Genomic DNA, 24,656 nt, shown 5'->3' with positions numbered 1-24,656 from the left:
CTGATAAGTATCAGGCTTTAGTATTATGATAAAGTTTTTTAATTGATACGTTTACCATCTAGTAAATGCGACGTGGCATTTAGATTATCATCTCGAAGGTTTTTTGGAAGTAGCACTTGCGGTAAGTTTTGGTAGCATACTGGACGCAAGAAACGCTGGATAGCACCACTTCCTACGGAAGTGCTTCGTGAATCTGATGTTGCAGGGAATGGTCCTCCATGTACCATTGCATGGCAAACTTCAACACCTGTTGGCCAACCATTTACCATGACTCGACCCGCTTTTTCTTCTAGTGTTGGTAATAATGCAGTAGCCACTTCTAGATCGGCATCATCCATTTGTAATGTCGCCGTTAATTGCCCTTCAAGCTCCGTAGCCACTAAAAGCATTTGCTCGATATCTTTACATTCAACCACTAAAGACGTTGAACCAAATACTTCATCACGTAGTGCTTCATCTTTTAAGAAATCTTCTGCAGTGGTAATAAATAGCCCTGCCTGACAGCCGTTTGGTTGATCACTGCTGATCCCATACCCTTTTGATTCAACTGTTTGATTATTAGCAAGTGCGCTTACCCCCTGTTGATAAGCTTGATGAATGCCAGGTGTTAGCATGGTTTGGGCTGCAACATTATTAATTGCTTTTGTTGCTGTTGTTAAAAAATCTTCAAGTGCCTTTCCTCCGACCGCAATAACCAGCCCTGGGTTGGTACAAAATTGCCCTGCGCCCATCGCCAATGAAGCGATGAAGCCTTCACCCAACTCAGTTGAGCGTGCTTGAAGTGCTTGAGGTAATAAGAAAACAGGATTGATACTGCTCATTTCTGCATAAACAGGGATCGGTTGTTTACGAGATTGCGCGATATTCATTAATGCTAGGCCTCCACTACGCGACCCTGTAAAGCCTACAGCTTTAATACGTGAGTCACTGACTAATGCTTGTCCAAGTTCATTTCCCGAACCATATAATAAAGAGAATACCCCTTCTGCTAAACCACATTTAGCAACGGCAGATTGAATCGCACGACCTACCATTTCAGAGGTTCCTGGGTGAGCCGAGTGCGCTTTGACCACAACAGGGCAGCCTGCTGCAAATGCAGAAGCGGTATCACCCCCTGCGACACTAAATGCTAATGGGAAATTGCTTGCGCCAAACACCGCCACTGGGCCTAATGCGATATTTTGTAAACGTAAGTCTGGGCGAGGTAATGGCTGTCTATCTGGCATTGCTGGGTCAATACGTAAATCTAGCCATTCGCCAGCACGTACTACTGAAGCAAATAATCGTAACTGCCCACAGGTACGGCCTCGCTCACCCTCAATGCGCGCTCTCGGTAGTCCAGTTTCAAGCATGGTTCGTTCTATTAACGGGTCTCCAATCGCGATGATTTCTTCTGCAACTGTTTCGAGGAATACAGCGCGCTCTTCTAAAGAGGTATTACGAAATTCGATACTGGCTTGGGTTGCTAATTCACATGCTTGGTTGACTTCAGCAATACCGCCTGAATAATAGGCAGGCTCTAACAATTCACCTGTTGCAGGATTAATTGCTCTGATTTCTGCATTGGCAATCGCGACGCTTTTTTTACCTATTAATAGTCGTCCAGTTAATTCCATTTTTGTTCTCCTAAGTAGTTAATATATTGAGCTCTTTTGAGCCTTATTTAATTGATGATGAATTAGCCTAAAAAGGTTTTTTTAATGGTTTCTTGATCGCTAAGAAATACACAAAGACTAAGGTTAAAATGACAAAAAATAGGCTGTCATAATTAGTAAAGAATGTCATCGGGTTACCATTTGATAATGATAATGAGCGTCTTAAAAATTCTTCTAAGTTAGGGCCAAGGATAAATCCAAGAAGCAAAGTGATCACAGGGAAATCATGTTTTCTTAAGTAGTAAGCTAAGATACCTATAATCAATGACATCATCATTTGAAAAGTTGAGAAAGTCGCAACGTAACTACCTACCACGGCTAATAAAGCGATGATGCCGTACAAAACATCTTTGCGGATTGCGACTATTTTTATAAAGTATGGGCCGAGTAAATATAGGGTTAATGGGATCAATATTAGTGCGCTAAATAGTAATGAAGCTAACATAGGAGCGATCAACTCGGCTTGCCCTACCATTAGCTGTGGACCTGGTTGGATACCATTGATCACTAATACGCCTAACATAATGGCTGTCACTGGGTCACCCGGAATACCAAAGGTCAACATCGGTACTAATGCGCCACCACATACAGCATTATTAGCACTTTCAGAGGCGACAATACCCTTCGGATTACCTTTACCAAAGGTTTCAGGCTCATCGGAAGTACGTACTGTTTCCGCATAAGCTAGGAAACTACCCATTGAACCACCTGCGCCAGGCAGTGTTCCTACTGCATATCCAATAAGGCTAGACTTTAGGTAGCACATTATCCCTATTTTACGTATTTCAGATAAAGGCGGAATAAAGTCTCGGCGAGATATCGTTACTTTCTTTAACGCCTCAACCATTTTTTCGGCACAACCGTTTGATTTTGCTTGGATCAGAATTTCACTGATTGCAAATGTACCAATAATCATTGGCATTAAATCTAGACCGGCAGTGAGTTCGCTAGAACCAAAAGTAAAGCGAGTCATTGGCTCCATTGCATCTAACCCGACCGTTGCCAGCATCAAACCAATACAGGCAGCCATGCCCGCTTTAACTACTTTGCCGCGCTGTGCAATCACTATCACTACAATTGCAAAGGCTAATAATGAAAACTTACCCGTTGTTTTAACTAATAATGCAACCTCTGCTACAAAGGGCGCGAGTACGATCAGCAATATGGCTCCTAATGCTCCACCGACCATCGATCCAAAGGCTGCATGGCCTAAAGCTAAAGGACCTTTACCTTGTAACTGCATTGGGTAGCCGTCCAAAGCAGTCATCATCGATGAAGGTGCACCTGGAATGTTAATGGTGGTTGCTGTAATACTCCCTCCACACATACCTGCCATATAAATACTGGCACATGCCATTAGTGCAGTGGATACATCAAGGCTGTAGGTAAGTGGTAGTAAAAGAGCTAATGCAAGTGTTGCCGTTAATCCAGGAATTGAGGCAAAGATAGTACCAATCAGAAACCCTGCAACCACATAAAGAAGAATTTGAGGAGAGAGCAATAATGAAAAACTACCTAAAACAAGATTAATAAATTCCATGGTCTATCCCCATAAAGTCGGAAGTCTTACACCAAACATCTGTTCAAATACCAGATATCCAAAGGAGACTATGATTGTTGATATCACTATTTTTTGAAGCACTTTTTCCAGTGATGAAAAAATAATAATGATTGATAAAACAAATAAAATAGATGAGAAAAAGTAGCCTAGAGGTGAAAATAGCAAAATATATAAAAAGATTGATAGCATCACCGCAAGTGGTGCAAATCGGCCTTTCCCTGATAAAGCATTATCTGTTTGAGCGTCGTCTTCTAAAGAAGAAGCCTTACTTTTCATTAATTTCACTTCTCTATACAGCAAAATTGAACTGAACATCATTGCAAAAAGACCAACAAGCAAAGGAAAAGAGGATGGTTGCAATCCATTATTAACAAATGGAGCCCCTAAATTGATCGCAATCACAAAATATCCGACTGATAGAAAAAAAAGTAAAAAATGAAATACTACATTCTTGTTTAAAAGCATAACCCCTCCATTTACGCCTCAGTGTTTACGTGAGGCGTATATTACTAAGTCCTTATAGACCTAATGCATCCATCTCTTTGAACGTACTAGATTGAAGTTCGTCAACCCAAGCTTGCACATCTTTAGATCCTAACCAGCTAGGTGTAACACCCACTTTTAATATCCACTCTTGAAATTCAGTGCTGTCGTAAGCTTTTTTGAATGAATTTTCAATAATCGCAATGGTGTCTTTAGGCGTGCCTTTAGGCGCGGCTAATAATATAAAGCTACCTGTTTCTAGTTGATAACCGAGGGTACTGATTGGTGGGACATCTGGGAAAGAAGGATTCTGTTCAGAGGATAATTCAATAACACCTTTAGCATCACCTGATTCAATGATGCCGCTGAAATCACCTAAACTTGAAATTGCACCATCAAGTTCACCTGATAATAATGCTTCTGTTTCTGCACTTGATGAACCAGGGTAAGTAATAACGTTAAATTTAACACCGGTAAGTTTTTCTAACCGATGTACCGCTAAGTAAGGACCTGAACCTTTTGGTGCAACGCCAATTCGTACTGTATTTGGTTTGGCTTTTGCCGCCGCAATCAGCTCTTCAAAGCTGTTAAAGCCGGACTGTTTAGAAACAACAATGGAATCTGCTTCCTTTGTGATGCGTGCAATCAGTGACATTTTATCGAGAGAGTAACCTGGTACCATTTTTCCACGTGGCAGAGTGATCACACTGTCATAGGTTAAAACCCCAATTGTTTGACCGTCTGGACGTGCTCGCGTCATTTGCATTAAGCCAGTTGCTGTAACGGCTCCATTGATGTTTTCAACATAAATAGATTTAGGTAAACCTTGCTCTGCAATATTACTGATCTTGCGTGAAATACCATCTGCACCACCACCTGCTGCCCAAGGAACAATTAAACGAATATCTCTTGATGGGAAGTCTGCTGCTATGACTGAAGAGCTAAGAATACAAGCTCCTAATGCACACATTAATTTATTTTTTAATCCTTTGTATAACATAACTATTTTCCTTTTTTATAAAACGGTTGATAATTAAACAATAAATGAAATATATAAATAAACGATCCACTCTGTTTAATATTGGTCACTGTTTGTACTAATAAATGAAAAGCTGCTTGAATTAATTAGCCTCAGCTAATTTTGTTTGGTTATATTCTTCTAATACTTTGTCTGTTGGTGGGTAAAGACCGATGACTTTGCTGCCAGTGCGTACTTTAGCAATCACGTATGCTTCAAAACGTTCCATTGCTATTGCTTCAAGTGATATTTCTTCAGCAATTTCAAGTGGAATAACCATTACTCCATCGCCATCGCCCACTAATACGTCGCCAGGGTAAACGGCAACACTGCCACAGCCGATAGGAACTTGAAGTTCAACACCGTGGTGTTTGGTTAAATTTGTAGGTGCGCTAGGTTTGGCGCAAAAAATAGGTAAGTCCATATTTGATGAGTCATCAAAATCGCGAATACCGGCATCCGATACAAAACCACCACATTTTCTAAATTCTAATCGAGCTAATAAAATACTGCCTGCACTTGCTGCAGATGCATCTTGGCGACAGTCTGAAACTAGGATCATGCCTTCAGGCACTGTTTCTACTGCGACCCTTTGTGGATGTTGCGGATCTTTGAAAGCGGCAACCGTATCAAGGTCTTCACGAGCTGGTATGTAGCGCAATGTGTATGCTTGCCCAACCATTTTTACTTTCTTTTTGTTAACTCGGCTGACATTCTGGATGAAGGTATTACGCAACCCTCTTTTAAAAAGAGCGGTATGTAAAGTCGCTGTAGAAACTTTACGGAATCTGTTTATTATTTGTTCATCTAATTCTTGAATGCTATTTACATTACTCATTAATAATCCCCTTGTGTGTATGGCGTTTGACCATTAATAAGATATGACTAAAAAAAGGACAATTCAAACTAATTATTACTAATATTTACTAATTTAGGCGCAATATCTCACTTTCTTAAATAATGAGATATAGCGCATGTTTGTCTTTTATCCTTATTTTTAAGTGATAATTCATAATGATAACTGTTTTTATTTTAGTTAAGTTGTTGATATTGATGGAATTTGTTTTTATTGTGGAATTTAAGGATAAATAATAGATTTAGATATAGGTATTTTTGTTGTTTTATTTTTTTTACATATTATTACAACTATTTGGAGGGGAAGTATTACATTAATGGGTTATTAGCATTCATATTGCCGTTAGTGATTATTGTACTTTTTGAAGATATCGAGGATTGTGGGATCGACTAATAAGTGCGGCAATACTAATTGCAGCACTTATTAGTTATTGAAGATAATTGATTTAAATTTATGTTATTAGGTAGACATAGACATAGACATAGACATAGATATTTATTTGTTGAAATAGATAAGGGTTTTTAGTCGTTTTTTACCTTAAAAAAGGCTTAACTATAATAAAGTGAAATACGCTTACCCTCTACTTCCTGTACTTTAAAGGGAATTTCATAGATCTCGCTGAGTACCTGTTCTTGAATGACTTCTGACACGGTACCACTTTTAATTAGTTCTCCCTGTTTCATGGCGATAATATTATCGGAATAACAAGACGCAAAGTTAATATCATGGATCACTATGACTACTGCTTTATGGTGTTTTTTTGCTAATTTCTTTAGTGTTTTCATGATATCTACCGAGTGTTTGATATCAAGATTATTTAAGGGCTCATCAAGAAAAACATAATCAGTATCCTGTGCGACAACCATCGCGATAAAGGCCATTTGCCGTTGCCCGCCGGATAATTGATCAATATAGCGATCCTGCAAATGAGTAATGTCTAAATTAATCATTGCACGGTCAATAAAGTTGTTATCTTCCTTTGTGAGTCTGCCCTGCGAATAAGGGAAACGGCCAAATGCAACTAGTTCACGTACAGTAAAGCGCATATTAATATTATTAGACTGTCTTAATACCGATAATCGCTTTGCTAAACTCGCACTGTCCCACTGATTTAATGGTTTGTCCGCAATCATGACTTGCCCTGCGTCACTTTCTGTTAAACGGCTAACCATTGACAGTAGGGTACTTTTCCCTGCGCCATTAGGGCCAATAATACTGGTCACTTTACCCAGAGGGAAAAGAGCATCGACATTGCTTACAACGTATTTATCGTTATATTTTTTACTTAATCCGCTAACTGTGATCACGAGACTAGACCTTAATCAAATTTATGTTTCATTAATAAAAATAGGAAATAACCGCCACCGAGGAAGTTAATGATCACACTAATGGTGGTATTAAAATTAAATAGGTTTTCAACCATCCATTGTCCGCCTGCGAGCATCACAATGGAAACTAAAGCGCTTGCGAGTAGTAGAAATTGATGTTGATAAGTGCGAAATAATTGTCGTGTTAATGCCACTACAATTAAGCCCAAAAATAAAACTGGGCCGATCAATGCAGTAGAAATTGAAACCATTAAAGTGATAACAAACATAATATGCATGGTTAATTTCTGTGTATCCACCCCTAAGCTCGTTGCGTTATCAATACCTAACCACATCACATCTAGTTTATTAGCGAGTTTAATTAGATAAGCAAAACACAGTAAAAGTGGCACTACACACCAGTAAACTAACTCTGCATTAATATTATTAAAGCTGGCAAACATTGAATCTTGAATATAGGTAAATTCATCGGGATCAATGACCATGGTAAAGAATCCAGTCGCACTATTGAACAGACTGCTGAGTACTACGCCAATTAATAACAGGGTGAATATATTGCGTTGTCGGCTTTTAAAATAAAAATGAAATAAGACCATTGAGCAAAATGTCATGATGCTAGTTGATAGTAAAAAGTTCATTTCACTATCAATGACAACGGCACTAAAACCACCGAATATAGCCACTAATAAAACTTGGATCATGACATACAAGGAATCAAAACCGAGAATCGAAGGGGTAAGGATTCGATTATTGGTGACGGTTTGAAAAATCAGCGATGAAGATGCAATGGCCATCGCTGATAAAATAATGGCCAATACCTTTGGGATCCGGCGTGATAAGAAAAACTGATAATTATCGATGGTCAGCCCTTTACCTAAAAAAAGCGCGCAAATGATAAATGCGATAGCGCCGATAATGAATAGCTTAATAGGATCACGCATTAGACTTGTCCCGTAGGATCAGATAAATAAACACAGCACCACCTAAAAGGCTAATGATCATCGAGATAGGGATTTCATAAGGAAAAATAATCAGGCGACCTAAAATATCACAACTCAGTACAAGCACCACACCAACGTAAGCAGTCCAAGGCAGGTTACGACGCATATTGTCACCAATAAATAGCGAAACGATGTTAGGCACAATTAACCCCAAGAACGGGATCATACCTACAATCATCACCACTGAAGAAGAAAGCAGTGCCACTAAAATAACGCCAATCATGATGATACGCTGGTAATTTAACCCTATATTTTTTGCAAAGCTTTCACCGACGCTGGCGGCACTGAATTTATTTGCATAAAAATAGGCTAAGACGGCAACAGGTAGGGCGATATAAAGGAATTCATAGTTACCGCGTAATACAGAAGCAAAATTGGCCACTGTCCATGAATTTAAGGATTGAACTAAGTCGTATTTGTAGGCGATAAAGGTAGTCATGGAAGAAACAACATTGCCGTACATAATGCCAATTAAGGGCACCATCACCGTACTCTTAAACTTCAAGCGTTGTAAAAAATGTATGAACAAGATGGTGCCAAACACTGAGAATGCAAAAATAATTAATAAATGAACCCAACTACTCATCTTTGCAAATGCAACCAATGCGACCATGTAACCAAACATTGCCCAATCGATGGTGCCGGTTGTGGAAGGTGCTGCAAATCGATTTTGTACAATCTGCTGCATGATCAGACCTGCAATACTTAAACCTGCTCCGGCTAACATAATTGCTAATAATCGCGGTAAGCGGCTGGTTGTTAATATACTAAGAGCGTGTGGATCCGCATGGAATATATCACTCAATGAAAAATCAGCAACGCCGACCATTAGTGATGCGCAGGTAAGAGCCAGTAAAATGGCAATAGCGAAAAAGTGGGTAAACTTCATTATTATCTACATTGAAGAGCTTGAAAGGTTGCGAGTTTAAGCAAACCTATCAAGCCGTTCATATTTTAATCGTTAACGGATGGCATTATTAAGGTCGAGTATCATCTGTTTAATTGAGCGATAACCACCTGCAGCTAAGTACCAAGCTGTAGTATCAAGGTAGATGATACGGCCATTTTTTGCAGCAGGAATTGAATTCACCAATGCGTTATTAAATAGTTGTTGTGCTTGGCCACTTGCTTTGCCAATAGCTTGGTCTCGATCCAGTATTAACAGCACATCAGGCTGAGCATCTGCAATATATTCGAAGGAAATTAAGTTACCGTGAGTATGATTTTTTGAAGCGACATTGCCAGAAGTTGATGGCATAAAGCCAGCCTCATCATAAATAAATGAAAAGCGACTAGTTGGACTAAATGAAGTAATATTACTACCATTACTCATAGCAGTGAGTACTTTTAAAGGAGTACGTTGCGTTTTTTGTTTTATTTTATCAATACGATTTTGTATATCGGCGATAAGCTGCGCACCTTTCTCTTCTTTTCCTAATATTTTACTTAGGTTAAGCCAATGTTTTTGCGTTGACTCCCAGTAGTGTTTAGCTTCTACCTGAAATAGGTAAGTTGGTGCAATCGCTGCAAGGTCGGGATAAAGCTTAGCCATTCGTCCTTCAGCGATAATCAAATCAGGCTTTAGCGTAAACAGAGTCTCATAGTTAACTTCTTGCAACGTGCCAGTGTCGACATACTTATCTGCTTTGTATTTTTCTAATGTGATTGGTAGTAAGCTTTTTGGCATCGCGATAGGGGTAACACCCAATGCATCCACAAAGTCTAAGCTCCCGAATCCTAATATAACTACTCGTTTTGGCACCCCATTTATCTCTACGGTTCCTAGGCTGTGTTCATAAGTGGTAGCAAAAGCAGGGCTTGTAACAGCCACTAACAGTATTACTCTTAATAATCCGTGAAAAAAAATTTTACCAAAGGTCATGTTCTTTATTCCTATTCTTTAGTGTGGATCTATTACAAATAAAACCCAGTGATTAAACTGGGTTCTATTGTTTATAATGGTTGATAAGTTATCGAGACCATTTTTTCAATTAGAAGAGGTAAGATGCAGTTAATTTTACTGTTCTACCTGGTTCAAAATCTGTGTAGCCATTAATTGAATTATTGTATGAAGCATGTGACGCATAAGTTTCATCAAAGATATTCTCAAGCCCAGCGGTAATGGTTAAATCCTCTACTTGTTTTGGCGTCCACTGAATAGAAAGGTCATGTACGTCGTAACCTTCTTTAGCGACATCAGCGTCAACATCTTTATGCAAATCTAAAGTCAACATACTGGTCCAATTAAGTGATACATCTAATGCAGGGATGGCATAACCTAGGTTTAAAGAGAAGCTATCACCCACTTCATTAGTTAAGGCTTCACCTTTAGTTGGTGCACCCGTTGCATTGGCGTTGATTGAGGTATATTTAGAATCTGAATGAGCATAAGTTAAGCGACTTGTGAACTCACCTTTACGCATGTTAATTGAAGACTCCACACCACGAATTTGCACGTCACCTAAGTTTTCAATACCTGTTTTACCTGTCGTAGAGTTATCAATGTAATCATCAATATTGGTTTCAAATACACTTACAGAGAAACCTACGCTATCCAATCCTGCTAGGTTTTGCTGTTCAAATGATAAACCTAACTCATAGTTAACACCTGTTTCTGCTTTTAAGTCTTCGTTGATAACTTCAGGAGCATTCAGGAATGAACCCGGTAATGAAGGACCTTGGAATAACTCAGTGGCACTGGCGCGTGCAGTCCATTGATCATTAATCAAGTATTTAGCTGCTAATGCAAAGCTGGTTTCTTTGAAAGTATCATTAGAAGAGTTGGCGTCCATGGCATGATGATCGTAACGAACACCCGGTGTTACAGATAATTTTTCAGTTAACTGTATTTCGTCTTCAACATAAACTGCATAGCTATCGATTGACTCTTTCTCGCCCGAACGACTGCCGTTAACTTTTTTCTCTGACTCTTGTTGCTGACCTTCAATACCATAGCGAGCAGTGTGTTCAATAGTTGCGGTTTCAAGGTAAGTTTCTGCTAATACCTTAAAGCCAATGTTATTGGTGATCCCTTCGTCGTTTGTACTACCGTAATCGCGACGATCTGGGTTGTAGTTCATTTCATTGCTGTAGAGAGTTGAATGCACTTCTGTATTGGTTAACGATAATTCATAATTCAATGCAATCGATTCACGTGTGTATTCAATTGGATAAATTAAATTATCATGGCTGTAACCTGCACCTAAATTGGATTTGATGGTGTAATCACCGTCATCATTATAATAATCGTAACTTAGCTCTAAACGATTTGAATCATTAATATCAAAACCTGCTTTAAGCAGTACATTTTGCATTTTTCCTTCTTGGCCTACTTGCTCTACGCCATCACCATCATCAGGGTTATTACGATCTATCGCGCTGTAATAAGCGAGCATATCAAAATGCTCATTTAAACGAGAGTAGACAGTGCCAGAGTAAGTGTAGTAATCGTTATCTGCATAACCACCGTAAACTCTTGCTCCTAACTTTTGACCGTCTTTTAATAGGTCATCAGCATCTTTGGTTTCAAAGGCAACGCCCCCACCAAGACCACTGTTAATAATAGAGTTGCTACCTAATTTTAGGTCAACCGCTTTAACAATATCTGGATTAATTAATAGGTTACCAACATGGTGAAATACGTTGTTACTTTGATCAACACCATCGATAGTAATATTTAAGTCAGATTCAGTGACACCACGAATATTAATCGATTGATTAAGCGCATGTGAACCACCCACATCAATACCCGGTTGGTCACGTAACAAGTCACTGATATGATCTGCTTGCTTAGATTCAATATCATTACTTAATAGGGAGCTATCATTATTGATTTGTGTTCCCCACACTTCAACGGTTTCGTAAGTACTCACCTTGGGTTCTTCTGCTTGTACAGAAAAGGCTAAACTTGAACATAATGAGCTAATAATAATTGCGATGCGTTTACGTTGAAATGGTGCAGAATTTTTCATTTTCTATCTCGTCCTGAAATAATGATGAGTAATAAATTGGTTTAACATTGCATTTTCGATAATGGTTATCATTAGACTTCATGGTGATGTTAAAAGCAATCATTCTCATATTCATTTTCTGGATAGCAGTTATGCAGATTGTGAATGCTCGATTTGTCACTTAGTCAATGGTAGTTGTGTCACTTAGGAGTTGTGGGATAATTTAAATTGCCATGCGTGCTGTGGCATGGATCCTCTGAATATTCGTCGCTTAGTTTGTAGTTTGCTAATAAGTTTTCCGCTAACGAATTTTTTATCATTCCTTCTTTTCTAGTTGCTCACCTCGGTAATGATTGAACGAAACCACACACACATAGGATCTTGATGATAGCGTTTGTGCCAGTATAAATAGAGTCGCTTGGTAGGATGTTGTAGATTTGTTGGGACTTCTCTACAAATTATGTTGTGAGACTTTGCAGCCTGTACAGCGTAGTCCGTTGGCAGGTGAAAAATAATATCAGAGTTGGCTGCGATGGAAGCAGCGGATGAGAAATTATTAAGACGCACAGGGGTCGCTATTTTGCCATTGTCGCCTGTTATACCTAAAGCTTTAAAGCGTGGTTCTATGGATAATTTTTTGTCTCCCTGCAGTGAAACTTGTCCAAATTGGCAATTGCGTAATTTTTCTGCATCAAGAGGAGCTGCTGCTAAGGGATGGTTAGCAGACATAATTAAACGAAAGTCACGTTCTAAATAATGTTGACGATATAAGTCTTGGTCAGCAGCGGGTGGCTCTTGGCTAGTAATAATAAAATGATGCGCACCGGAGATCAGGCCTGCAAAGTGTGGTTTGGATACCGTATCCACATCGAGCGTCATCTGTGGAGCTCTATCTCTAAGTATATTAACTAATTTCGGTAGCAATATATCCATTTGCGGAGCTAATCCAAAAATACGAATAGTTTTATCACTGCTTGATGGGAAAAACTCATTGCCATCGATCAATTTTTCTAAGCTAGTAAGTACCGTATTTAAATCACGTTTAATGGTTTCTGCCTTAGGTGTTAACGCATAACCATTACTGGATTTTACTAATAATGGATCAGAGAACAGCTTACGCAGTTTATGCAATGCTCGACTCACCGACGATTGACTCATATTAAGTGTTAATGCCGTATTAGTGACGTGTTTTTCCTGAAGAAGCTGTTTTAAAAGCAACAGTAAGTTGAGGTCGACTTGGTTTAAATTCATAATTCACTTAAATTGATAGTTCGCTTAAATTGATAGTTCACTTAGTTAGCGTGATTAGTTTATTGATAAAAAATTAAAACGGTACCTATAACCTATAACCTATAGCCTATATCCATTTTTCAGCTCAACTTTTTATTCCAGTTACTTGAAATAATTCACTATTTACGATAGAAATTTTGTAAAGGAAATCATTCTTTGACGTCATCTATGCCCAATATTTATTCGCATACTTAATGGGATTAGTATCGATTATAGCGGCTTACTTTTAACTTTTAAATAGTAAAAGGTATCATTACCATTCTCATTATGATTTGTCGAATGTGTCAGGCATTATCCATGAAGCTACCGATAATCTACGCTATAGGGTGGTGAGTGATTAGCAATGACAGCCAGTAATCACTGGCTTTGAATATTTGATGGTTATGTTACTTTGGAAACCCTGTGAACTTATAACAGTGAGCTATTAATTTATTTGTTGTGCAATCAGCGATGCCAATTCATCTAAACCTTCTGCAAGTGCAATCACCAATTGTTGATAACCTTCACTTTTTAGCGGTTTGATTATTTCGAAATTGTCACTTTGAATAACCTTGCCCTGTGAATTAATCAGTAACCACTCGCCACTTAATTCAGCATTACCGGTATATACGCCATTGAATCTAGAGAGAGAGAGGTGTAATTGCGGTTGATTATTCAAAACCATTGCTGCGTTTAATTGCACTGGCCAGTAAGCGCTTTGTTTCGCCCGTAGATTAAGTATCATTTGTTGATTAATTTGCGTCGATATCTTTTGTGCCCAGCGATTATGTTTGGCTAATATTACTTCGGTATCAGAGACCCTATACACTAAACCAACTTGATCTAAATACTCATCCAAATTTGTTTTAACTACTACAATCGGTGCACTTTTAGAGGCGACGACTGCAGCGCTATTCACTGGTAGTAAAAACAATGAATCTTGTTGTATTTGATTATTGCTACACCCAGCAATAAAGAGGGTGAATAACGTAAGCCATATTTTCATTAATTTACTCTCTTCGCTGGGATCGGATCTTGTACGGTGTCTGTGCCAAATATAAGTGAATTTGGTTTATCATTAATTTGTTTCAAAACAGGCTGTAATTCAGACATGACTTGCTCAAACTTTTTCATTGTTTGCTCTAAATCATTGTACATTACTGAGTTCGGACTGAACCCATCTAATGTTTTTTGTAGCTGTTTTAAACTAGTTTGAATATCTGCCGGTAGGTTTTGAGTTGCTTCTTCAGAAACCAAACCATTTAAGTTTTTGATGGTAGTATTGGCTGACACTAAGGCTTTATCTAAAGAGTTCATTGAGCGCGCCATCGACTCGACGGCATCATTTAAAGGTAGATCATTGACCTTGTTAAATAATGATGAAAGTTGCTGTTGCACCATTGCAAATTCCCCTTTTTTTGTTGGGAATACATTGTATTTACCAACTTCAGTCATCTTGAAGTTTGGCTCAGGTGCATCAAATTCAGTATCAACAAATAAAGCACCGGTTAATAAATTACCTGTTTCTAGTTTCCCTTTTAAGCCATTTTTAAAGTGTTGCTTAAAGGCTTGTTGGAACGTATTTAAAGAAATGTTGCTACCTTTATCAAACAGCCTACCTAGTTCGAGTTTTACTAAAATCTGAATTTTGTTTGATGATGCATTATTTTCAGAAAAGGCGACATCATAGGGCGCTTCTAATACGGTGCCGATACGTATACCTCGATACTCTACGGGAGCACCTGCAGTCAAACCTCGAATGCTTTCATCAAATTCCATAATAAACTTAACGTATTGTTTATAAAGTCCTTCTTTAACTTGTTCATAATTATCAAAGAGAGGCAGTTTAACTAATTCATCGTCAAAGGGTTGTCCAACATCTTCTCCCGCAGGAAGACCAAAAGTCACACCACCGGATAGTAGGCTTTGTAAAGAGTCGACTTGCACATTAAAACCATCGGCATTCAGTTTTACATCAATACCTGAGGTGAGCCAAAACTGTGAGCCGGAAAGAAGTAAACCATCATAGGGTTCAAAAATGAACAGTTGATACAGGGCTTTTTTTTCTGCTAAATCAAAAGATGTTTTTTCTACGCGCCCGACGGTAAAACCTTGATAGCTGACTGGATCCCCTATGTGTAGTTTTCCTGCTTGATCATGGCTTAATAAGACTCGTATCCCTTTACTACTAAGAGGGGTAATAGGAGGTAACTCTAAAGCAGTGAAATTGAGTTTGCTGGTCGTAGATTCACCGGGTTGAATCTGAATATAAGCACCGGATAAAATAGTCTCTAAACCTGAAATACCCGCACTACCAACCCTCGGTTTGACGACCCAAAATTGCGTTGTATCATTAAGCATTCGATCGGTATTTTTATTCATTTGAGCTTTTATTTTTATATAATCATAGGTTTCACTGAGCGTGATATCGGTCACCATACCTACTTTTACATTTAAGGATTTTATCTCAGTTTTTCCAATATTAATGCCTTCTGCAGTGGGCATGATAATAGTGATTTCTGGGCCTTTATTATTAATAAATTGAAATAGCATCCATAGTGCAATGACCAGTGCAACTAATGGCAGAATCCATATCGCTGATATTTGGTTTTGTTTCTTTATATTAGCTTCTGTCTGAGTACTATTACCCGTCATTTTTTATCTCTTTTGCATTATTGGTTAAGTGAGAGGAACTATCTATTTTGCTGTGCACTTTTAGGTTTTTATTGCTGCTATCAGGCCAAAGCATTCTCGAATCAAATAACATCGCCGAGAGCATGGTAAATATAACCACAATAGCAAATGAAAGTGCAGCGGGTCCGGGATAAATCGCCATTAGGCTTTGTAATTGCACCAGTGCAACTAATATTGCCACCACAAAAACATCTATCATAGACCAGCGACCAATAAATTCGGTTATTCGATACACCTTTAGTTTTTTAAGTGCATCTTTATCAGGCGACGAGTGCATTTTTTTTGCGCTGATGAAAAGCCAGCAAAGCGCAAATATTTTTACTAAGGGGATAAAGACACTGGCAACAAAGATAACTGCAGCGATCGGGTAAGAGCCTAATTGCCACAATACAATAACGCCTTCCAAAATAGTCGATGGACTGCTTGAACCTAGGCTAACCGTGTACATTATCGGGTATAGGTTCGCGGGTAAATAAAAAATAATGGCTGTGAATAATAGTGCCCATACCTTTTGCAGGTTTGCTTGCATATTAAAGGGATGTATTGGGCTGTCACAACGAATGCAGGTGTGATTATTGGTTATTGGTTGAGGATTTATCTGGTGGCATACATGGCAGTTAAGATGGGTGTTGGAATGATGAGTATCACCTTGATAATCTTTTTTGAACTGTATCGAAGGAATAAATTGTTCCCAGAGCCAACTTTTATCAACTAAAGAAACGCACTTAACAACCAATACGGTATAGATGCAAAATGCAAAAAATGAATAACCGAGGCTAATATCTGCCAGTGACGAAATTTTTATAAGGCTGACTAATACACCCAATAAAAATACATCAACCATCAACCACGGCTCTATTTTTAGCAACAGTTTACAGAGTCGCTTAATATGCTTTTGCGATGATTTTACAACGAGGTTAGGCTTATTTTTGGCCGCCATAAAATACAGATACAGCATTGAACTGATGTACAGGGTCGGTAATACAATCACAGTGGCTAATAACAACAAGGCGAGTAATGAATTTTGAAATTGGTCGAGCATTTGCACAGCATGAAGCAGGGTTATTTGTTGCGTTAATCCCTGCACTGAAAATGACATAAATGGGAAACTAACGCTTAGCACCATCATTAGTAAACAGGCCGATGCATAGGCGATCGCTGTTTGATGAGGTTTAGTGATAGTTTGTGTCAGCATATGCGCACATCTTGGGCAATGGGCTTTCTGTGCTTGGTGTAATTTAGGTACAGCTACAACTAATCCGCACTCCTCACATGGGATCATTAAATTAACTGGCGTAGTGTTAATGTCTATTGTCACGTTATTGATAGGCTCACTTATTTTGCTACAGGTTAATTTGAAACTGGTACTGGTTAATTTAAAACTGTTGGCGGGTATATACCCGTCACTCTCTCATACGTAAAAATCAGTAAGACGTGAGGAGAACAGATTCTAGACATAAAGGTGAAGATCTAACCAACATAATAACAGAACTATTCTGTTTAGCGTTAATCCTGACAATTCACAGCATTATATTTCCAATAACATTAAGTTATGTTTTCAAAAACATTTTGTCGTGTTTTTTACCTTAAAAGTACTTTGTAACTATCAAAGTAACAACAAAGAGGTAATTCCTAATCTCTCTCTTTTTACACTGCAATTTCACATATCAACCACTTATGTTTACGCAATCATTTTTATCGTTATCTAGATCTCATTATGTTATTTGGCAAGGTGACCCACCTCTCAATATGCCCTTTATAAAAGAGACTCTGTCGTGAACACTGCTAATATTTACCAATGTTTACGAAAACATTCGCAAACTTCCTTATTACTTTAAATAAACCGGAGAAACATCATGCCAATAACAATTCTTTTGTCATTTTTGTTCTTTACCGGCCTTGTGGTTTTTGTCACATGGACTCGTGTAAAGGCAGATAAAAATGACTCTAAAGATGGCTACTTCCTTGGTGGTCGTAGTTTAACAGGTGGTCTTATTGCAAGCTCACTAATCCTTACCAACCTTTCAGCGACTAGTTTTGTTGGCATGAGCGCACTTGCATATAAAGGCAATATGTCAGTAATGGGTTATGAAGTAGCGTCAGGTATTACCCTGGTCATCATTGCACTTTTTTTAGTGCCGCGTTACCTGAAGCAGGGCATAACAACTATTCCTGATTTCTTAGAATCACGTTATGACATGTCGGTAAAGAAATTTGTCACGATTCTTTTCCTGTTAAGTTACGTTATTAACTTATTACCTAACACGCTTTATGCTGGTGCAATGGTAATTGGTGGTATCTTCGATGTTGAAGCGCTACTAGGTATTGACCGCTTCCAGTCGGTGTTACTTATCTCTGCTATTATCGGATTCTTAGGTTTGTTCTATGCTATTTACGGTGGTTTAAAAGCGGTTGTTATTGCCGATAGTATGAATGGTGTCGGTCTGATTGTGGGTGGTTTGATGATCCCCATCTTTGGTCTTTATGTCCTCGGCGACGGTAGCTTCATGGATGGCTTTACAATAATCACAACCCAAGCAACAGATAAATTACAAGCTGTTGGTGCATCAGATGATCCCAACGTACCATTCTCAACTATGTTTACAGGTCTGTTACTTGTTAACTTATATTACTGGGGTACTGACCAAGCGATTATCCAGCGTGCTCTTGGTGCAAAGAACCTTAAAGAAGGCCAAAAAGGGGTTATTTTAGCCGGTGCGATTAAAGTAATTACACCGTTATTCTTAATCATCCCAGGTATTATTGCTTATCATATGTTTGGTACTACTGATGCTGCTGGACAAGCCTTTGAAGCCGATACCATGTACACACGTTTAGTTGGCGAAGTACTGCCTAAGCCATTAGTAGGTTTCTTCATCGCAGCAATGTTTGGTGCAATTCTGTCTACTTTTAACGGTGTATTGAACTCATCAACAACGCTGTTTACGCTAAATGTATATAAGCCTTTCTTTGATAAAGAAAATAAGCTTTCTGACTTAGAGTTAGTACATAAAGGACGTGTATTTGGTGTGTTAATTGCAATCTCATCGGTGGTTATTGCCCCGTTTGTTATGTATGCACCAAATGGTTTATTTGATCTATTACAACGTCTTGCTGGTTTATTTAGTGTGCCGATCTTTACTATCGTATTTATGGGGTACCTGACTAAGTATGTTCCTGCTATCGCTGCAAAAGTTTCGCTAGCATTCTTTGTTGTTGCTTACGGTATTATTCAGTTTACACCAGCTCAATTCCATGACTCATTAGGTCCGCTTAAACCGCTTGCGGAATTACACTTCTTCCATCAATTAGCGGTATTATTCGTTATCTGTTGTGGAATTATGTATGTTATCGGTAAATTGCGTCCTCGTGAAACTGCTTACATCATGCCTATCAACGAAAACATTGATATCACACCTTGGGCATTCCGCTTTGAAGCGTCGGGCATCATTCTTTATATGGTATTAGGTGCATACATTGTATTCTCTGACCTTGGTCTGGTAACCGGTGATAAAGGCTTGATGGTTATTTACGGTATCGTTGGTTTGGTTCTTGTTGTGGGGATGTACTTCAGAATTAAAACAAAACATAAAAGCATGCGTGAAATGGAAGCCTTGGCTGCTCAATAACAGATAATATTTTACTCCTTCCCGAAAGCAGAGTTATTTAACTCTGTTTTTTTCGTTTGTAAAACGGCCTAATTTGTTTAGGATCGAAAACCTTGATTTGATTAATAACCTATTTTTTACTAAGTGTGTAAAATAAAGGTTTGCTTAAATAAACCCTATTCTCTCCTAGAAAGTTTGTTCGGTGTAACAAGGAAGTGAGGCTATTATTATGTGCTTGGTATTCACATTTACATTAACAGAAATGGAAACAGATTATGAATGTAACTTTTAAAGACGTTGCTAAACTAGCGAATGTATCCACGCAAACTGTTTCTCGTGTCACTAATGGCTCATCTAATGTGGCTGAAGAAACACGCATCAAAGTGAATGCTGCGATTAAAGAGCTTGGTTATATTCCCAATAAAGGCGCGCAAATATTAGGTCGAGCAAAATCAAATATGATTGGTGTGGTGACCATTGATATCTTGCTGCATGGTGCCTCACTGATTGCTAATGGTATTCGGGAGCAAGCAAAAAAATTAGGTTATGGGACTTCTTTAGCGGTTGTTTCCACGCATTCCTTGGATAAAATAACGGCGGCAATCGATGAGCTAAAGTCACAGCGCGTAGAGTTTATCATCATGAATATTCCACTTAGCAAAGAAGAGTCGGAAATATTGGTCGAGCGTTATGTGGGTATCCATTTTGTATTTATTGATGTACCGCTTGATAGCCGAGTCAATGCGGTATCTGGCGCCAATTATGAAGGTGCAAAAAAAGCAGCTGAATTGATGATCTCATTGCAAAGAAAACGTTTTTTAGTGATCACTGGACCACATGATTCAAGTGCTGCTGAACAACGTTTAAAAGGGTGGTTAGATGCACTTAATGAACATGATGATGTACAGGTTACTGGCCAATTTGAAGGTGATTGGCAAGCTGGCAGTGGTTATTTACATACGCATCATGCATTAACTGACGGTATTCATTTTGATGCGGTGTTAGTGGGCAGTGATCAGATGGCGCTTGGGGTATTAAGAGCATTAAATGAGTTTAACTTAAGCGTACCACAGCAAGTCTCGGTTATTGGCTTTGATGATACCGCGGATAGCGCGTATTTTTCGCCTCCACTGACTACGATCAGACAAGATTTTTTATTAATCGGAGAGCGCAGTGTATTAATGGCGTTAAGTATGGCTGAGAAACCGGATGCTGCGTTTAAGCAGGAATCTATTGTAACTGAAGTCGTTGAACGAAAAAGCACTCAAATCTACCAAAAAAATCTGACCGATAAACAGGTATTACGTAAATTACTCAAGCAATGTGAACAACTGCTTGAGTAATTATATATAAGGAAATATATGGTCTTAGTGATTTAGACTTTGATTATCTTACAGGTATTAGTTGAGCCTTCAGAATGATCATCTCCGTGCGTAATTAAGATCAGGTCACCAGTTTTTATATAATTAGCATCTTTTATCGTATCAATGGCATTACGGATATAGTCACTATTATTGGTGGCTGTGGAATTAAATCTAATTGGTGTAACCCCTCGATACAAAGCACAGTAATTAAGTGTTTGGGTATTACCAGACAGTGCAAAAATAGGTAATCCAGAACTTAAGCGCGACATTAATAATGGTGTCGAACCTGACTCAGTTAAGGCAATAATAGCTTTGATACCTACTGTATGGTTTGCCGCAAACATTGCTGTCATTGCTAGGGCTTCTGTTGGGTCATCGAAGGTACAATCCATACGATTTTTAGATATATTAATACTTGGATGTTTTTCTGCCCCTAAGCAAACTTCACTCATTGCTCTCACGGTTTCTAATGGGTATTCACCTGCGGCTGTTTCTCCAGATAACATCACCGCATCGGTACCATCTAATACCGCATTAGCAACATCCATTACTTCAGCACGAGTAGGCATTGGGGCGCTGATCATTGATTCCATCATCTGCGTCGCAGTGATCACCACTCTATTTAAACGACGAGCAGTACGGATCATGTTTTTTTGCACACCCACTAAGCGTGCATCACCGATTTCTACACCGAGATCTCCACGTGCCACCATCACTACATCAGATGCTAAAACAATATCTTCTAATGCTTCTTGTGTTTCCACTGCTTCAGCACGTTCTACTTTAGCGACTATTTTGGCATGACTACCTGCTTCTTTTGCCAATTGGCGAGCATAGTGAATATCAGCGCCATTACGAGGAAAAGACACCGCGAGGTAATCGCAACCAATCTCAGCTGCTGTAATAATATCTTTTTTATCTTTTGGGGTTAAAGCTGGAGCAGATAAACCACCGCCTTTTTTATTGATGCCTTTATTGTTGGATAAAGTACCGCCGATTGAAACAATGGTGTGTACTTGGCTACCCGTTACCTTCTCAACAATCAGTTGGATACGGCCATCATCTAACAGCAATACATCTTCTGCAGCCACTTCTTGTGGTAATGTTTTGTAATCTAAGCCGACCGCTTGTTGATCGCCTTGGCCTTTATCGATATTGCTGTCTAATATAAATTTATCACCGATAGCGAGTTGAATTTTACCTTCTTTAAAGGTCGATACGCGGATTTTAGGACCTTGTAAATCACCCATAATGGCAACTTCAATACCTAAGCGTTGAGCAATATCTCGCACTTCTTTTGCACGTTTTATATGGTCTGCTGGTTCGCCATGAGAAAAGTTCATGCGCACCATATTGGCACCAGCGGCGATAATTTTTTCTAAGTTATTATCACGGTCCGTTGCAGGGCCTAATGTTGTCACTATTTTTGTACGTCTAGTCATGTGAGTTCCTCATTATATATTGGGTTTTTTTATGACGTTTAATCAGTTCAATGTCAGATAGTGTGTGTTGATTGTTTATTATACTAAACATGTTCACTTATTTATCTTACAATTTGAAGTCATTGTTTGAATTTATAACGACTCACTATTGATATAGTGGGCCGTTATATAGAGGGGTTAGATTTTTTTCAAAGAAAGTATCAGTGCAGATTCAGGATCAAGGATCGGTAATGTTAGCCCAATTTCTTTAATATTTTCACCACTTAAGGTTAATGTTTTATCTAACCATTGCGGGCGTTGCTTCATCAGCTGGAAACTAGTCTCTGGCATCTCAACTATCTGCACTTGGTATTGTGCATCTTTATCAATACAGCTAATCAGTAGCGGTGATGGCAGTGCATAATCAGGCATGGTTAGCTGACAAACAGTCAGCAACATTTCTTGATCATTTTGTACACCATAGATGTTTTGGCGCTTATCGGGTGTATCTAAACGGAAACTGCGCCCACTGTGCAATAATTCACGGTATTGTTTATGTAATGCGATGTATTTAGCGAATGCTTGTCTTTCATCTTCAGGTACTTTCACTGGATCTAATTCAACACCCATATGGCCACCCAGTGCGGTAATACCACGCATATTGATATGGTGACGACGATTAGTTGAATGACATTCTTCAGGCCCAATATGTGACCCCATTACTTCTGGAGGAAAGAAATAACTCATACCACGTTGGATTGCCTGACGCTCTAATGCATCGTTACAGTCGGATGCCCAAAAACGATGGGTACGCTTAAGAATTTCAAAGTCAATTCGACCGCCACCCGATGAACAAGATTCAATTTCTACTTCACTATGTGCTGCTAATAATTTATCTAATAATGCATATAATGCTTTGGTTTGACCATTTACTGCCGGTTTTCCTTCGTGACCTGGTTGAACTAACTCACGGTTCATATCCCATTTTAAGTATGAGATATTGTAGGTAGTGAGTAGATCATTGAGGCGATCAAATAAATAGTTAAAACAATCTGGATTTTGTAGATCCAGCAGATACTGCCAACGACCTGATGGTTGATGATAACCCTTCAGCTCTAAAACCCAATCAGGGTGTTCGCGGTAAAGATTTGAGTCTTGGCTAATCATCTCTGGTTCAACCCACAGACCAAACTCCATGCCTTGATTGTTAACGTGTTCGATAACAGGTTCTAAACCATTTGGATATTTATTCTTATCTAGGTACCAATCACCTAACGACGTGCGATCATCATCGCGACCAATAAACCAGCCATCATCAATAATAAAGCGTTCAACACCCATTACTGCCGCTTCAGTTGCCATTTTCATTATGTATTCAGGATCATGCTCGAAGTAGATACCTTCCCACGTATTAAGATGCACTGGACGTGGTTTATCAACGGGGAATTTTAAAATGTTGTTGCGTACAAAGTGGTGGAAATGTTCAGAAATACCATTTAAACCGTCGGCACTGTAAGTTGCGTATAACCAAGGTGTTGTATAGCTTTGTGATTGTTCGAGAACGGTTTCACCCGCCAGTAGTAATTCACCTGCTTGCACAAAACGACGACCATCACTTTTAACATCAGCACGTAGTTGGTGATTACCGCTCCAACCTAAGTGAAAACCCCAAACCTGTCCATTTTGTTCAGTAAAGTGATCCGTGCCCACAAATAAACCAGGGAAGTTTTCGTGAGAGGTTCTGCCGCGACGGTTTTCTTGCATGAAACCACCGTGCGAAAATGATTGACGATGTGTTTGGAATTCTCGTGTCCAGCGACCATAGAAAGTCATTAATTCATTAGCATGGTTTGGCACTGGTAACGTAGAAGAAAGCTTGGTGAGATGGTATTTACCTTCACCAACATTAGTGACGGTTACGCGTTTTTGCACAACATCACTTTCAAAATCAAGCTTCAGTTCAATATCTAATTGTAGTTTGGCGACATTGTCTTGTAGTGTGAATGTAACAGATTGCTCTGTGAGCACTTGCTCGATGACTTCAAAAACCGGTGCCCAATCATGGCTATTGCGATGTCCTTCGATACCTGGTGCATTAAAGTGTCCGCGCCCAAGCTCTGGACATAAAGACAAAGGCACATCGACGTCAAGGCGAGCTTGAGAAATAGGGCGCTCAGTAGATAACATAATATCAGGGTCAATCTGACTTATTTTTGCGCCCCAATGTAACACCTCAGGAGTACGATCAACCTTGATTATTAGGCTACAGCTTTTGCTTGTTAGGTGAATAATGTCGCTCATTTTATCTCCGGTGCATAAAGAATATTTTAAAAGTTGAGTTGTTTGCGAAAACATTGATTTAGATTGTCACTTTTTAAGCGCTTTGTCAGCCTTTAAGTTGATATATGTGATATAGGGCAATAGATTTTTTGTAACCAATTGTTTTTG

The 24,656-nt window shown here is 38.9% G+C and carries 18 protein-coding genes; 2 read left to right on the top strand and 16 right to left on the bottom strand.

Annotation, left to right across the window (positions count from 1 at the left end; genetic code table 11):
• Positions 1 to 38: 38 nt before the first annotated feature.
• The 14 genes from H5084_RS00510 to H5084_RS00445 form a co-directional block, all read right to left on the bottom strand.
• Positions 39 to 1,616: an aldehyde dehydrogenase (NADP(+)) gene (locus tag H5084_RS00510; RefSeq protein WP_182689197.1), complete on the bottom strand. Its 1,578-nt coding sequence runs from the start codon at positions 1,614 to 1,616 to the stop codon at positions 39 to 41.
• 67 nt (positions 1,617 to 1,683) lie between these two features.
• Complete coding sequence (locus H5084_RS00505; RefSeq protein ID WP_028868034.1) at positions 1,684 to 3,195, bottom strand: tripartite tricarboxylate transporter permease; 1,512 nt, start codon at positions 3,193 to 3,195, stop codon at positions 1,684 to 1,686.
• A gap of 3 nt (positions 3,196 to 3,198) precedes the next feature.
• Entirely contained in the window at positions 3,199 to 3,681 is a 483-nt protein-coding gene (locus H5084_RS00500) for a tripartite tricarboxylate transporter TctB family protein (RefSeq protein WP_182689196.1), read from the bottom strand.
• A 52-nt stretch (positions 3,682 to 3,733) separates the two neighbouring features.
• On the bottom strand, positions 3,734 to 4,699 hold the full coding sequence (locus tag H5084_RS00495) for a tripartite tricarboxylate transporter substrate binding protein (protein WP_182689195.1): 966 nt from the start codon (positions 4,697 to 4,699) through the stop codon (positions 3,734 to 3,736).
• 121 nt (positions 4,700 to 4,820) lie between these two features.
• Complete coding sequence (locus tag H5084_RS00490) at positions 4,821 to 5,555, bottom strand: ribonuclease activity regulator RraA (RefSeq protein ID WP_028868031.1); 735 nt, start codon at positions 5,553 to 5,555, stop codon at positions 4,821 to 4,823.
• Between the two features lie 566 nt (positions 5,556 to 6,121).
• Complete coding sequence (locus H5084_RS00485) at positions 6,122 to 6,880, bottom strand: ABC transporter ATP-binding protein (protein WP_182689194.1); 759 nt, start codon at positions 6,878 to 6,880, stop codon at positions 6,122 to 6,124.
• A gap of 11 nt (positions 6,881 to 6,891) precedes the next feature.
• A complete protein-coding gene (locus tag H5084_RS00480) occupies positions 6,892 to 7,842 on the bottom strand; it encodes an iron chelate uptake ABC transporter family permease subunit (protein ID WP_182689193.1) in 951 nt (316 codons plus the stop codon).
• On the bottom strand, positions 7,835 to 8,791 hold the full coding sequence (locus H5084_RS00475; RefSeq protein WP_182689192.1) for an ABC transporter permease: 957 nt from the start codon (positions 8,789 to 8,791) through the stop codon (positions 7,835 to 7,837). Before H5084_RS00475 ends, H5084_RS00480 begins: the two co-directional genes overlap by 8 nt.
• Positions 8,792 to 8,863: 72 nt before the next feature.
• A complete protein-coding gene (locus tag H5084_RS00470; protein WP_182689191.1) occupies positions 8,864 to 9,784 on the bottom strand; it encodes a siderophore ABC transporter substrate-binding protein in 921 nt (306 codons plus the stop codon).
• Between the two features lie 109 nt (positions 9,785 to 9,893).
• A complete protein-coding gene (locus H5084_RS00465; RefSeq protein WP_182689190.1) occupies positions 9,894 to 11,873 on the bottom strand; it encodes a TonB-dependent receptor domain-containing protein in 1,980 nt (659 codons plus the stop codon).
• Between the two features lie 309 nt (positions 11,874 to 12,182).
• Positions 12,183 to 13,103: a LysR family transcriptional regulator gene (locus tag H5084_RS00460; RefSeq protein WP_182689189.1), complete on the bottom strand. Its 921-nt coding sequence runs from the start codon at positions 13,101 to 13,103 to the stop codon at positions 12,183 to 12,185.
• Between the two features lie 463 nt (positions 13,104 to 13,566).
• The gene (locus H5084_RS00455; protein ID WP_028868030.1) at positions 13,567 to 14,127 is read right to left on the bottom strand and encodes a membrane integrity-associated transporter subunit PqiC; all 561 of its coding nucleotides are present in this window, start codon (positions 14,125 to 14,127) and stop codon (positions 13,567 to 13,569) included.
• Positions 14,127 to 15,776: an intermembrane transport protein PqiB gene (pqiB, locus tag H5084_RS00450; protein ID WP_182689188.1), complete on the bottom strand. Its 1,650-nt coding sequence runs from the start codon at positions 15,774 to 15,776 to the stop codon at positions 14,127 to 14,129. Before pqiB ends, H5084_RS00455 begins: the two co-directional genes overlap by 1 nt.
• A complete protein-coding gene (locus H5084_RS00445) occupies positions 15,766 to 17,133 on the bottom strand; it encodes a paraquat-inducible protein A (protein WP_245600374.1) in 1,368 nt (455 codons plus the stop codon). Before H5084_RS00445 ends, pqiB begins: the two co-directional genes overlap by 11 nt.
• A gap of 538 nt (positions 17,134 to 17,671) precedes the next feature.
• Here H5084_RS00445 and H5084_RS00440 point away from each other — a divergent pair.
• Both H5084_RS00440 and H5084_RS00435 read left to right on the top strand, forming a co-directional pair.
• Positions 17,672 to 19,444: a solute:sodium symporter family transporter gene (locus tag H5084_RS00440; protein ID WP_182689187.1), complete on the top strand. Its 1,773-nt coding sequence runs from the start codon at positions 17,672 to 17,674 to the stop codon at positions 19,442 to 19,444.
• Between the two features lie 254 nt (positions 19,445 to 19,698).
• A complete protein-coding gene (locus H5084_RS00435; protein ID WP_182689186.1) occupies positions 19,699 to 20,766 on the top strand; it encodes a LacI family DNA-binding transcriptional regulator in 1,068 nt (355 codons plus the stop codon).
• Positions 20,767 to 20,798: 32 nt separating this feature from the next.
• Here H5084_RS00435 and pyk read toward each other — a convergent pair whose 3' ends face one another.
• The gene (gene pyk / locus H5084_RS00430) at positions 20,799 to 22,229 is read right to left on the bottom strand and encodes a pyruvate kinase (RefSeq protein WP_028868026.1); all 1,431 of its coding nucleotides are present in this window, start codon (positions 22,227 to 22,229) and stop codon (positions 20,799 to 20,801) included.
• 177 nt (positions 22,230 to 22,406) lie between these two features.
• Positions 22,407 to 24,509 (bottom strand): alpha-galactosidase, encoded by a 2,103-nt coding sequence (locus H5084_RS00425; protein WP_182689185.1) that lies wholly within the window; start codon positions 24,507 to 24,509, stop codon positions 22,407 to 22,409.
• Positions 24,510 to 24,656 lie beyond the last annotated feature (147 nt).

Origin of the sequence: Psychromonas sp. SR45-3, from assembly GCF_014163575.1 — a bacterium.
In the GTDB taxonomy this organism is placed as follows: domain Bacteria; phylum Pseudomonadota; class Gammaproteobacteria; order Enterobacterales; family Psychromonadaceae; genus Psychromonas; species Psychromonas arctica.
This window is presented reverse-complemented; position numbering and strand designations above follow the sequence as displayed.

What these genes read in the sequence shown, in the direction of transcription:
- pyk (WP_028868026.1), bottom strand. Translation starts at nt 22,229, where the DNA reads ATGACTAGACGTACAAAAATAGTGACAACATTAGGCCCTGCAACGGAC.
- pqiB (WP_182689188.1), bottom strand. Translation starts at nt 15,776, where the DNA reads ATGACGGGTAATAGTACTCAGACAGAAGCTAATATAAAGAAACAAAAC.
- H5084_RS00490 (WP_028868031.1), bottom strand. Translation starts at nt 5,555, where the DNA reads ATGAGTAATGTAAATAGCATTCAAGAATTAGATGAACAAATAATAAAC.
- H5084_RS00480 (WP_182689193.1), bottom strand. Translation starts at nt 7,842, where the DNA reads ATGCGTGATCCTATTAAGCTATTCATTATCGGCGCTATCGCATTTATC.
- H5084_RS00460 (WP_182689189.1), bottom strand. Translation starts at nt 13,103, where the DNA reads ATGAATTTAAACCAAGTCGACCTCAACTTACTGTTGCTTTTAAAACAG.
- H5084_RS00475 (WP_182689192.1), bottom strand. Translation starts at nt 8,791, where the DNA reads ATGAAGTTTACCCACTTTTTCGCTATTGCCATTTTACTGGCTCTTACC.
- H5084_RS00510 (WP_182689197.1), bottom strand. Translation starts at nt 1,616, where the DNA reads ATGGAATTAACTGGACGACTATTAATAGGTAAAAAAAGCGTCGCGATT.
- H5084_RS00505 (WP_028868034.1), bottom strand. Translation starts at nt 3,195, where the DNA reads ATGGAATTTATTAATCTTGTTTTAGGTAGTTTTTCATTATTGCTCTCT.
- H5084_RS00440 (WP_182689187.1), top strand. Translation starts at nt 17,672, where the DNA reads ATGCCAATAACAATTCTTTTGTCATTTTTGTTCTTTACCGGCCTTGTG.
- H5084_RS00470 (WP_182689191.1), bottom strand. Translation starts at nt 9,784, where the DNA reads ATGACCTTTGGTAAAATTTTTTTTCACGGATTATTAAGAGTAATACTG.
- H5084_RS00425 (WP_182689185.1), bottom strand. Translation starts at nt 24,509, where the DNA reads ATGAGCGACATTATTCACCTAACAAGCAAAAGCTGTAGCCTAATAATC.
- H5084_RS00435 (WP_182689186.1), top strand. Translation starts at nt 19,699, where the DNA reads ATGAATGTAACTTTTAAAGACGTTGCTAAACTAGCGAATGTATCCACG.
- H5084_RS00455 (WP_028868030.1), bottom strand. Translation starts at nt 14,127, where the DNA reads ATGAAAATATGGCTTACGTTATTCACCCTCTTTATTGCTGGGTGTAGC.
- H5084_RS00495 (WP_182689195.1), bottom strand. Translation starts at nt 4,699, where the DNA reads ATGTTATACAAAGGATTAAAAAATAAATTAATGTGTGCATTAGGAGCT.
- H5084_RS00465 (WP_182689190.1), bottom strand. Translation starts at nt 11,873, where the DNA reads ATGAAAAATTCTGCACCATTTCAACGTAAACGCATCGCAATTATTATT.
- H5084_RS00500 (WP_182689196.1), bottom strand. Translation starts at nt 3,681, where the DNA reads ATGCTTTTAAACAAGAATGTAGTATTTCATTTTTTACTTTTTTTTCTA.